Consider the following 11,470-nt stretch of genomic DNA (forward strand, 5'->3'; position numbering starts at 1 on the left):
CCGGCCGGCCGGAACGCCTCCGAGGAAGGGCGGTTGACGTGCCCGTCGTCACCGGTGCCCACGAACTGCTCGACACCGAGGTCTTCGTGGACCTCTCCGGGCCGCTCGGCGTCAACCTCCATCTGAAGTGCGAGGGGCTCAACTTCGCCGGCTCGGTCAAGATCAGGTCCGCGACCTGGATGGTCGCCGCGGCCGAACGGTCCGGGCTGATCGGACCGGACACCACCCTGGTCGAGTCCTCGTCCGGAAACCTCGGTGTGGCCATGGCGGTGGTCGCCGCCGCCCGCAACCTCCGCTTCCACTGCGTCACCGACGCGAAGTGCAACCCGTCCACGATCCGGCTGATGCGCGCCCTCGGGGCGACCGTGGAGGTGGTGGAGGAACCGGCCGCGCACGGCGGTCTGCTGGCCGCCCGCAAGGCCAGGGTGCGGGCGCTGTGCGCGCGCAGCGGCGGCTATCTGTGGCTCAACCAGTACGAGAACGAGGCGAGCTGGCTCGCCCACTACCACCACACGGGACCCGGTCTCGCGAAGGAGTTCGGCGCGCTGGACGTGCTGTTCGTCGGCGTCGGCACCGGGGGCACGCTCACCGGCTGCGCCCGCTACTTCCGCGACCACCACCCGGGGGTGCGGCTGATCGCGGTGGACGCCGAGGGCTCGGTGAACTTCGGCGGCAGGCCCGGCCCCCGGCGCATCCCGGGGCTCGGCGCCGCCGAGCCGATGCCGCTGGTCGACGCCGGTCTGGTCGACGAGGTGCTGCGGGTCCCGGAGGCGGACACGGTCCGGATGTGCCGCCGGCTCGCCGCGCGCGGGCTGCTGCTGGGCGGTTCCTCGGGAACCGTCGTCAGCGCCGCCCGTACCTGGCTCGCGGCCGAGGACCCGGACCGGGCCCTCACCGCCGTGGCCATCGCCCCCGACCTCGGCGAGCGCTACCTCGACACCGTCTACGACGACGACTGGGTCACCCGCCACTTCGGCGCGGCCGCCGCCGCGCCCCTCACCAGGGAGCTGCGCGCATGACCACGACGACGCACCGGCCGCCCCCGGCGGCCGCCCTCCCCGAGCTGCCGCTGCTCCCCGGCGCCGCGGCGACGGCCGCCGCGCGGGCGCTGCGCCGGCCCCGGGAGGTCCGGCTCGACCGGCCGGTCCACCGCTATGTGCTGGACACCGCCCGGCGCGACCCCGGGCGGACCGCCGTGACCGACTCGGGCCGGTCCACCGACTACCGCACCCTGGCCCGCCGGGCCACCGCCCTGGCCACCCGGCTCCGGGAGGACGGTCTGCGGCCCGGCCAGGTGCTCGCCGCAGCCGGGCCGCGCAGCGCCGACACCGTCACGGTCTTCCTGGCCGCCGATCTGCTCGGCGCGGTCTATCTGCCGGTCGATCCGGCCTGGCCGGCCGCCCGCACCGCCGAGGTGCTGCGCCGCTCGGGCGCGGCCCGGCTGCTGGACTACACCGGGGCGCCGGACGGCCCGGCCGCGGCGGCCGCCGCCGGCGCGGACGTGCCGGTGGCCCGCCACCGCGACGCCGAGGAGGACCCGGGGGACCCCGCCGATCCGTGCGGCCCCGCCGATCCCGCGTATCTGATCTTCACCTCGGGCACCACGGGGACGCCGAAGGGCGCGGTGGTGGAGCGGCGCGGCATGCTGAACCACCTCTGGGCCAAGCTGGACGACCTCGGCATCACCGAACGGGACACGCTGGCGTTCACCTCGCCCCTGGTGTTCGACATCTCGGTGTGGCAGATGCTCGCGCCGCTGCTGGCCGGGGGGACCGTCGCCGTCGTCCGGGACGCCCAGCTCGGCCACCCCAGGCGGCTGGCCGCGGCGCTGCGGCGCGACGGGGCGACGGTCGTGGAGCTGGTGCCGACGATGGCCGGCTGGCTGGCCGACGAGGCCGCCCGGCCCGGCGGCATCCGGCCCGAGCCGCGGATGCTGGTCTCCACCGGCGAGGAGCTGCGGCCCGCCCTGGCCCGGCGGATCGCCGACGCCTTTCCCGGGACCGCGCTGTTCAACGCGTACGGCCCCACCGAGTGCTCCGACGACGTGACGCACCACCGGGTCACGGCCGAGGACCTCGCCCTCCCCCGGCTGCCGGTCGGCCGGCCGATCGCCAACGCCGTGCTGCACGTCCTGGTCGCCGGTCCGGACGGGTGGCGGGCCGCCGGGCCCGGGGAGAGCGGGGATCTGTTCGTGGGCGGTCTGCCGGTCGGCCGCGGTTACGTCAACGACCCGGCCACCACCGCGCGGGCGTTCTTCGCGGACCCCTTCGACGCCGGCTCCCCCACCGGGCGGCTGTACCGCACCGGGGACCTGGCCCGGATCGAGGACGGCGTCGTCCACTACCTGGGCCGCGACGACCGGCAGGTCAAGGTGGCCGGGGTGCGGATGGAACTCGACGAGGTCGAACTGGTGCTGGGCCGCCATCCCGCGCTCGCCGCCTGCGCGGTCACCGCGGTGGGCGACGACCTCGCCGCGCACTACGTCCCCCTGGTCCCGGTCACGCAGGCCGAACTGCGCGCCTTCCTGAAGGACCTGCTGCCCGCCGGACAGATTCCGCGCAGCTGGCACGAGCACACCCGGCTGCCGCTCACCGCCAACGGAAAGACCGACCACCGCCGCCTCGCCGAGGCCCAGAGCCCCAAGGGTGACCGATGACCACTGACGCCCCGCTCCCCGGGACCGATGAACTTCCGTCGCACGCGCGCCTCCTGCTCGCCCTGGCCCGGCTCCGTCTGGACGACGGCCACCTCGCCCTGGTCCGCTCCCTGGCCGACCGGCCCGACCTCGACTGGGGCGCCTTCACCGACGCGGCGGCCCGGCACAAGCTGCTGCCGCTGGTCGGCCGCCATGTGCACCGTCACCGTCTGGACCGCAAGGGCCCCGGGACCTTCCCGTACCCGTGGGTGTTCTCCGGGGCGTATCTCGCGAACCGGGAGCGCAACCACGCCCTGTCCGACGAGTTCGGGCGGATCTTCCGGGAGTTCGGCGCGGCCGGGATCCGCTACGCCGTCCGCAAGGGCTTCACGCTCGCCGAGGGCGAGTACGGCGATCCCGCGCTGCGCCGGATGACGGACCTCGATCTGCTGCTGGACCGGGCCGACGCCGCCCGCGCCCGCGAGGTCCTGGAACGGCTCGGCTACCTCCAGGGCAATCTGGCCGCCGACGGCGAGCGGGTCGAACCCTTCAGCCGCGAGACCCAGGTGTTCTGGCGGCTGAACCTGAGCCAGCAGCTGCCGTACCGCAAGAGCGGCCACCGGGCCGCGGTGCCGGAGTTCGACGTCGATCTGACGCACGACATCTTCCAGAAGAAGTCCGGCCGCACCGCGCCCGCCGCCGAACTCCTCGACCGGGCCGTGCCGCGCACCGTGTGCGGGACGGACTCCTGGGTCCCCGACCCGGAGGACCGGCTGCTCGACCTCTGCGCCCATCTGCACAAGGAGGCGACCAGCCTCTTCTTCATCGGCGAGAACATCGACCTGCAGATCGCCAAGTTCCTCGACGTCTCCCTCGTCGTCGCCCGGCTCGACGAGGAGGGCTGGAAGTCCTTCCTCACCCGGGTCGAGCAGTACGACGCGGGCGCCATCGTCTACTACACGCTGCACTTCGTCGACCGGCTCTACCCCGACGCCGTCCCCGCCGCCGTCCTGGACCGGCTGCGCCCCGACGACCTCGGCTACCTCGACGAGTTCGGCGATCTGGACGGCCAGCGCGCCCGCTGGTCGCTGGCGTTCCTGCCCCGGCTGTTCCAGTCGTCCCGGGACGGCGAGGCCGGGGAGTCCGCCGTGCCGCTGACCACCGGGGCCGACGCGTGAGCAGTGCGGCGGCGGCACCCGGCCGCACCCCCGAGCTGCTCGTCCTGAAGATCGGCGGCAGCCTGTTCTCCGACAAGCGGGCCGGCGGCGGCACCGACCCGGAGGCGGTCGCGGACTACGCCCGCCAGGTCCGCGATCTGGCCGCCGCGCACCCGGGCCGGGTGGTCCTGGTCACCGGTGGCGGGGCCGCCTGCCACGAGGTCGGCCGGACCGTCGATCCGGCCCGCGACCCGTGGTCCGCGCTCGCCCTGACCGCGCCCGCCTTCGCCGTCCGCTGGGAGTGGACCACGCAACTGCGCCGGCTCGGCGTCCGCGCGGTGCCGCTCCAGCTCACCGGTCTGTACGGGGAGCGGCCCGACGGCGCCGAGGACGCGCACCCGGACGCGGTGCGCCGGCTGCTGGACGGGCAGGCCCTGCCGGTGCTCTCCAGCGACTGCGTGCTCACCGCCGACGGCACGCTGCGCATCGTCAGCAGCGACGAGGCCCCGGCCCTGCTGCTCGACCGGGACCCGGGCACGGTCCGGATCGTGGCGCTGACCGACGTCCCGGGCGTCCTCACCGGGTCCGACGACGGCAGCCCCGTACTCCCCCGGCTCGACGCCGCCGATCCGTCCGCCGCCGACGAGTTGCTGTGGCCCACCGGCTCCTGGGACGCGACCGACGCGATGCGCGGCAAGATCCGGCATCTGGCCGCGCACGCCCGCCGCGGCGCCCAGTGCGTGATCACCCGGGGCGAACGCACCGGCCGGCTCACCCATCTCTTCGCCCCGCTGGAGAGCTGGCCGGCCGGCGAACGCCACACCGAGATCGCCACCGACCGGATCCCGCCCTCGCGCACCGTGCTCCTCAACCCGGGACCGGTCAACGTGCATCCGCTGGTGCGCGCCGCGATCGGCTCGCCCGACGAGTGCCACCGGGAGCCGGAGGCCGCGGCCCTGCTGGCCTCGGTCGCCCGCAAGGCCACCGAGGTGGCCGGCGGCGGCGCGGACACCCACGCCACCGTGCTCCTCACCGGCTCCGGCACCGCCGCGCTGGAGGCCGCGGTCGGCTCCGCCGTGCCGCCGGAGGGCCGGCTCCTGGTCCTGGACAACGGCCACTACGGGGAGCGGCTGCACGCGATCGCCGCGACCCACCGGATCCCGGCCGAGCGGCTGGAGTTCGGCTGGGCCCGGCCGGTGGACCCGGCGGCGGTCGAACGCGCCCTGGCCGCCGACCCCGGCCTCACCCATGTCGCGATGGTCCACCACGAGACCAGCACCGGCATGCTCAATCCGGTCGCCGCGATCGGCCGGATCACCACCCGGCTCGGCCGCTCCCTGCTGGTCGACGCGATCAGCAGCCTGGGCGCGGAGGCCCTGGACGTGACGGCCGACGGGGTCGACTGGTGCGTGGGGACCGCCAACAAGTGCCTGGAGGGTCTGCCCGGGATCAGCTTCGTCACCGCGCCCCGGGCCCGCTTCGAGGCGCTGGCGGGACGCCCGGCCCGCACCTTCTATCTCGACCTGGACGCGCACTACCGGGCCCAGACCGGCTCCGGGAGCACACAGTTCACCCCGGCCCTCCAGGTGCTGCGCGCCCTGGACGCGGCGCTCGACCTCACGCTGGACGAGGGGGTCGACGCCCGGTACGCGCGGTACGCGGCCCGCGCCGCCGCCGTCCGCACCGGCCTCGCCGAACGCGGCATCCGGCTGCTGCTGCCGCCCGAGCACCGCGCGGTCTCGCTCACCCACGCCTTCCTCGACGACGGCCCCGGCTACCGGGAGCTGCACGACGGGCTCAAGGAGCGCGGCTACGTCATCTACGCCACCCAGGGCGCCGACGCGCGCGGCTTCCGGATCGCCACCATGGGCCGGCTCACCGACCACGACGTCCGCGGACTGCTCACCGCGCTGGACGAGGTCCGCAAGGAGCACGCCGCCCCGCACCCCGCCCCGTCCCCCCGTCCCCGCCCAGGGAAGGAGAACCGGTGACCGCGCCCCGTTCCGCCGGACCCACCCGTCTCGCCGTGGTCGGTGGTGGGCCGACCTGCACCTATGTGCTGGAACGCCTCGCCGCCCTGACCAGCCGCCCGGACGGCGGCACCGAGCTGGAGGTCGTGGTGTACGACCTGTCCGGCGAATTCGGCTCCGGCCAGGTGCACAGTCCCCGGCAGAGCCGCACCAGCTATCTCAACCGGATCGTCGGGCAGGTCGCCTTCGGCGCCGACGAGAGCGTGGTCGACGCGGGCCCGCTGCTGCCCACCGAGGACCGTCCGACGCTGCTCGAATGGTGCCGCGACCGCTTCGCCGCGACCGGTGACGGGACCTACGACCTGGTCGCCGAGGACTGGCCCAAGCGCTATCTGCACGGCGAGGCGCTCCAGGACAGCTTCCGGCGCTATGTGGACCTGCTGCGCGCCGCGCCCGGCGTCACCCTCGATCTGCGGGCGGCCGAGGTGGTCGACCTGGAGGAGCGCGGCGAGCGTCTGGCGGTGCTCACCGCGGACGGCGCCGAACCGTACACGGCCGATCTGGTGCTGCTGCTGACCGGGCACTCGTCCAACGATCCGGCGCTGTCCCCCCGCACCGCCGAGTGGGCCGCCTTCGCCGCCGGGCACGGCAGCACCCTGATCCCGTCCGCGTATCCGCTGGAGCGCTCGCTGGACGTGCCCGGCACCGGCCCCGGCCACACCGTGGGCTGTCTGGGCATGGGGCTGACCGGCATCGACGTGATCCTCTATCTGACCGAGGGGCGCGGCGGCACCTTCGAGCGGGGCGAGGAGGGCCGGCTGGTGTACCGGCCGAGCGGGCGGGAGCCGGACGCGGTGGTCCCGTTCAGCCGCAACGGCCTGTTCACCTTCGCCCGGCCGTACAACCAGAAGGAGCGCGACATCGCGTCGCTGGAGTACCGGGGCGCGTTCCTCACGGTCCCGGCGGTGGGCGAGCTGCGCCGCACGGTCGGCCGGCCCAATGTGGTCGGCGGGCGGGAGCAGCTCCAACTCGACTTCGAGGCGCATCTGTTCCCGCTGATCGTGCTGGAGATGGCGCTGATCCAGTACAGCACGCTGTACGGCGCGGAGTTCCGGGCGACGGCCGTCGAGGCCGCCCGGCCCGGTTACGAGAAGTTCCTCGCCGACGCCGGTGTCTTCGCCGACCCCCGTGCGGCGGCCGCCGCGCTGACCGCGCCGCTGGACGAGCTGGCCGCCGCCACCGCCGCCGCCGTGGACCGGGTGCTGACCGGGGCGGACGCGCTCGACGACGCCCCGGCCGGGCCGGGCGGGGTGCCGGTCGCGCCCGCGGTGCGGAGCTTCCTGGCCGTGGTGTTCGGTGCGGAGACCGCCGGGCGGATGCTGTCCTCGGCCGGTGATCCGGCCGGTTTCGCCGCCGCGGTGGCCGCCGGGACGTCCCCGTACCGGCACTCCGTCCGGGCCGCCGAGCACGTCTTCTCCTGGGAGGCGACCATCGACCCGGTGCCGCGCGGGGGTTACCGCACGGCGGCGGAGTACCGGGAGGCGCTGCTGGACTTCCTGGACCGGGACATCCGCTGGGCCGCGCAGGGCAATCTGGACAACCCGGCGAAGGCGGCGGCGGACGCGGCCTGGCGCGATCTGCGCGGGGTGGTGATCGAGGCGGTCGACTTCGGCGGGCTGCGGGCCGGGTCGCACCGCACCTTCCTGGAGGTGTGGACCGGCCACCACAACCGGCTCTGCCAGGGCGCCTCGCGGGAGGCGATGGAGAAGGTCCGGGCGCTGGTGGAGGCCGGGTTCGTCGATGTCTCGCTCGGCCCGGACACCTCGGTGGAGTGCGACGCCGGCAGTGGCAGGTTCCGGCTGAGCGGTGCGGTGACCGGTGCGGACCGGCTGGTCGACGCCCTGGTCGACGCCCGGGTGCACGGGTTCGACGCGGCCCGCGACGTCCTGCCGATCTATCCCAATCTGCTGCGCCGCGGGCTGGTCCGCAAATGGGCCAACCCGGGCCTGGACGAGCCGGACTTCGTGCCCGGCGGGCTCGACCTGACCCCGGAGTTCCACCCGTTCCGCGCCGACGGCCGGGTGGAGCGGCGGATCACCGTGCTGGGTCCGCCCAGCGAGGGTGTGATGTACCACCAGATCGGTGCGCTGCGGCCGCACAAGGACCACCATGTCCTGCGGGACATCCTGTGCTGGACCAATGCCTTCCTGCCCCGTCCGGCCGAACCGGGCGGACGTACCGAGAGGACCGACGCATGACCGAGTTCGACCCCGCCGTGCAGTTCGCCGACATCTTCGCCGCCCACCGGGCCCTGCTGGACGCCCGGTTGACGGAGGATCAGGCACGTGAGGCGATCGCGCTGCCCGGCTGGACCCGGGGGCACGTACTGATCCATCTGGCCGACCTCTCGCAGGCCTTCGCCCGGCAGGCGCGGTACGCCGTCAAGGGCGAGCGGGTCGAGGTGTACGACGGCGGCCGGCCGACCCGTGACCGCCGGATCGAGGAGCTGCACGGGCAGCCCGTCGACCGGCTGACCGAGCAGATGACCGAGGGGCTGACCGCCCTGGAGGAGTCCTGGGCGGCCCTGTCCGAGGGCGACTGGGAGCTTCCCTGCTCCTACCGGAACTCGCCGCTGTGGGCGACCCGGCTGGCCTGGTGGCGGGAGAGCTCGCTGCACCTGGTGGACCTGGACGTGGGCCGCCGCAGCGAGGAGTGGAGCGCGGAACTCTCCTCGCACGTGGTGGAGTTCCTCGGGTCGCGGCTGCCGGAGGGGACCCGGCTGGAGGCGACCGACACCGGGCAGGCCTGGGGCGAGGGGCGGACGGTGCGCGGGGAACTGCGCGCACTGGCGGCCTGGATCTCCGGCCGTCCCGCGGCGGAGCTGCCGCGGGCCGTGGACGGCGGTGAGCTGCCCGAGCTCACCGCCTGGCCGTGAGCCGTCCGATGCCCCTCGATCTCTCCGACCTCCCGGTCCGTTCCGCCCGGACCGCGGATCTGGGGCTGCTGAGCCTGCGGGTCACCAGTAACCTCGAACGCTTCGACGGGCACGCGTACTTCGCCCGCGACGCCGCCGAGGGGACCGAGCCGGACTACCGGGTGGACTGCCTCGACCTCGACCGGGACGCCTTCGACCCGGCCGAGGTGGCGGCGGCGGCCGACGACTCGCTGCGGGCGCGCAGGTTCCGCGGCGGGTACTACCTCAGCCACATCCACGGCGAGCCCGCCTATCTGCGCACCGACGGCCGCCGCTCCTACGTCTTCGGCCGGCGGCTGGAGCGGACGGTGTGGCCGTACTTCGTGAAGCGGGTCCTCACCGAGTTCGCGGTGGACCGGGGCTATCTGCATCTGAAGGCGGCCGGGTTCACGCTGGACCAGGGCGGGGGGACCCTGCTGGTCGGGCCGAACGGGGGCGGGAAGACGGTGTTCCTGTCCCAGGCCTGCCTGGCCGGGGCGCGCTTCCTCACCAACACGCACGTGCTGGTGAGGGAGGGCGCCGCCCACGGGGTGCCGACCTCGGTGCGGATCCGCCGGGACGCCCAGTTCGGGCCGCTGATCGACCGCCACGGGCTGACCCCGCATCTGGAGGGCGGGGACTATCTGGCCCCGGCCGAGCTGGTCTTCGGCGGCCGGCCGGTGGACCGGGCGGTGGTGCGCAACGTGGTGGTCGTCGACTACAACCCGGGCGGCAGGACCGGGATGGAGGAGCTGGACCCCGCCGCCGCCGAGGCCTTCCTCTCGCAGTACGCGCACGCCGTGACGACCTACGGGCTGAAGGACGACGTGCTGGCCCATCAGGGCCGTGACGTCGCGGAGTTCAGCCGGGTGCTGATGCGGATGAACCGGCAGCTGACCGGCCTGGTGTGCAGCGCGCGCTGCTTCCGGGTCAACGCCGATCTGCGCGATCCGAAGGTCCGGGACGCGGTGCTGGAGCGCCTGTCCGGCTGACCGCCCGCCCCTGTCCGCACCACCCGCACGCATGCACCGCCCCGCCCGTACGCACCGCCGTCCGGCCCCTTCCGCATCCGCCCCGGGCACCGCCCGCGGCCCCCTCCGTCGAAGTATTGGACATGCGCATGCCAACCACGTCTCCGGACGCCCGCACGCTCGCCGTCCCCGCCGAGGCGATCCACACCTTCGGTCCCGCCGCCCAGCGCGAGATCGCCGCGCGCACCGCCGAACTGGCCGCCGCCTCGGCCGGCCGGCGGATCGACGAACTCGGCACCGGCCTCGGGCCGATGCCCGCCTTCCGCGCGGAGATCGAGGCCACCCGCGACATCATCGACTCACGGGTCCACTTCATCGTCTACGACCGCGTCGAGGGCGTGGACACCCTGCGCGGCCAGGCCGTCTACGCCTGGCTGCTGGGCAGCGCGCTGGGCCGCCCGATGGTCCAGAACCACCAGGGCTGGCGGTTCATCGAGGTCTACGACCGGGGCAACCAGGGCACCGTCGAGGAGGGCGCCCGCTACCACCAGACCAAACAGGGCTCGCACATGCACAACGACGCGGTCAACGACCCCGAGCCGATCGACTACCTGCTGCTGTCCTGCGGGCAGAGCGCCTATCTGGGCGGCGAGTCGATCCTGGTGGACGCCCGCTCGGTGCACGAGACGCTCCGCTCGTACCCCGAGGTCCTCTCCGTCCTCACCCGTGACTTCTGGTTCGAGAAGCGCGGGATGACCGCCGCCGAGGACGGCTTCTTCCGCTCCCCGGTGATCAGCTACAGCCCGGAGGGCGAGGCCCTGGTCCGCTACTTCCGCACCTATATGGAGGGCGCCCACGCCAAGGTCGGCACCCCCATGGACGAGGACCAGCGGGCCGCCCTCGACTTCTTCGACGCGGTGCTCGACCAGTCCGGCGTGCAGTACCGGATCCGGCTGGAGCGCGGTCAGACCCTGGTCTCCGCCGACGACCGCTTCCTGCACTCCAGGACCGCGTTCGTCGACCGGTTCGCACCCCGGGAGATCGACCTCGACGCCGACCGGCCCGACGGGGTCAACCGGTACATGTTCCGGATGTGGTCCCGGAAGTGACCACCGGCCCGTACCGGGAGATCACCACCGAACGGGAGCTGCGCGAGCTGATCGCCCCGCCGAACCCGGTGGTCCACACCAAGAGCACCGACCGCTTCGGCCCGCTGGAACGCGCCTGGATCGGCCGCTCCCCGTTCTGTGTGCTGGCCACCTCCGGCGCCGACGGCAGCTGCGACGTCTCCCCGCGCGGCGATCCGCCCGGATTCGCGCACGTCCTCGGCGACCGGCTGCTCGCCCTCCCCGACCGGCCCGGCAACCGGCGCGCCGACAGCTGGCGCAATCTGCTCGGCAATCCGCGGGTGGCGCTGATGTTCGTGGTGCCGGGCCGCGGCGACACCCTGCGGGTCAACGGCCGCGGCCGGCTGGTCACCGGCGCCCCGTTCCTCGCCGGCATGGCCCACCGCGGTCACGTCCCGGCGCTGGCGCTGCTGGTCGAGCCCGAGGAGGTCTACTTCCACTGCGCCAAGTCCTTCCTGCGCGCCGCCCTGTGGGATCCGGACAGCTGGGACCCGGACGCGGTCCCCTCCCGGGCCCGGATCGCCCGCGCCACCGAGTGGACCGACGTCCCCCTCGCCGACCTGGAGGAGCGCTACGGCCCGCGCTACGCGCGGCAGCTCTACGGCACCCCGACCGCCGACCGCACCACCGACCCGACCAGCGAAGGAAGTTGAGGAC

9 protein-coding genes are annotated in these 11,470 nt (G+C 74.4%); all 9 read left to right on the forward strand.

Annotated features, from left to right (window positions below; genetic code table 11):
- Positions 1-38: 38 nt before the first annotated feature.
- On the forward strand, positions 39-1,019 hold the full coding sequence (gene sbnA / locus ACZ4FH_RS08355; protein ID WP_467303239.1) for a 2,3-diaminopropionate biosynthesis protein SbnA: 981 nt from the start codon (positions 39-41) through the stop codon (positions 1,017-1,019).
- Positions 1,016-2,656 carry an amino acid adenylation domain-containing protein gene (locus ACZ4FH_RS08360; protein ID WP_467303241.1) on the forward strand — a complete coding sequence of 547 codons (1,641 nt, stop codon included), beginning with the start codon at positions 1,016-1,018 and terminating at the stop codon, positions 2,654-2,656. Before sbnA ends, ACZ4FH_RS08360 begins: the two co-directional genes overlap by 4 nt.
- Positions 2,653-3,813 carry a nucleotidyltransferase domain-containing protein gene (locus ACZ4FH_RS08365; RefSeq protein ID WP_467303243.1) on the forward strand — a complete coding sequence of 387 codons (1,161 nt, stop codon included), beginning with the start codon at positions 2,653-2,655 and terminating at the stop codon, positions 3,811-3,813. The genes ACZ4FH_RS08360 and ACZ4FH_RS08365 overlap by 4 nt, the downstream gene beginning before the upstream one ends.
- Positions 3,810-5,783, forward strand: a complete 1,974-nt coding sequence (locus ACZ4FH_RS08370; protein ID WP_467303244.1) for an aminotransferase class V-fold PLP-dependent enzyme — start codon at positions 3,810-3,812, stop codon at positions 5,781-5,783. Before ACZ4FH_RS08365 ends, ACZ4FH_RS08370 begins: the two co-directional genes overlap by 4 nt.
- Entirely contained in the window at positions 5,780-8,020 is a 2,241-nt protein-coding gene (locus tag ACZ4FH_RS08375) for an FAD/NAD(P)-binding protein (protein ID WP_467303245.1), read from the forward strand. Before ACZ4FH_RS08370 ends, ACZ4FH_RS08375 begins: the two co-directional genes overlap by 4 nt.
- On the forward strand, positions 8,017-8,697 hold the full coding sequence (locus ACZ4FH_RS08380) for a maleylpyruvate isomerase family mycothiol-dependent enzyme (RefSeq protein WP_467303247.1): 681 nt from the start codon (positions 8,017-8,019) through the stop codon (positions 8,695-8,697). Before ACZ4FH_RS08375 ends, ACZ4FH_RS08380 begins: the two co-directional genes overlap by 4 nt.
- 8 nt (positions 8,698-8,705) lie before the next feature.
- Complete coding sequence (locus tag ACZ4FH_RS08385) at positions 8,706-9,707, forward strand: FomB family phosphonate monophosphate kinase (RefSeq protein ID WP_467303544.1); 1,002 nt, start codon at positions 8,706-8,708, stop codon at positions 9,705-9,707.
- Positions 9,708-9,835: 128 nt separating this feature from the next.
- Positions 9,836-10,795, forward strand: a complete 960-nt coding sequence (locus ACZ4FH_RS08390; protein WP_467303249.1) for a TauD/TfdA family dioxygenase — start codon at positions 9,836-9,838, stop codon at positions 10,793-10,795.
- Positions 10,792-11,466 carry a pyridoxamine 5'-phosphate oxidase family protein gene (locus ACZ4FH_RS08395; RefSeq protein ID WP_467303251.1) on the forward strand — a complete coding sequence of 225 codons (675 nt, stop codon included), beginning with the start codon at positions 10,792-10,794 and terminating at the stop codon, positions 11,464-11,466. The genes ACZ4FH_RS08390 and ACZ4FH_RS08395 overlap by 4 nt, the downstream gene beginning before the upstream one ends.
- The last annotated feature ends 4 nt before the right edge of the window (positions 11,467-11,470 follow it).

It is taken from the genome of Streptomyces sp. NPDC024555 (assembly GCF_055559335.1).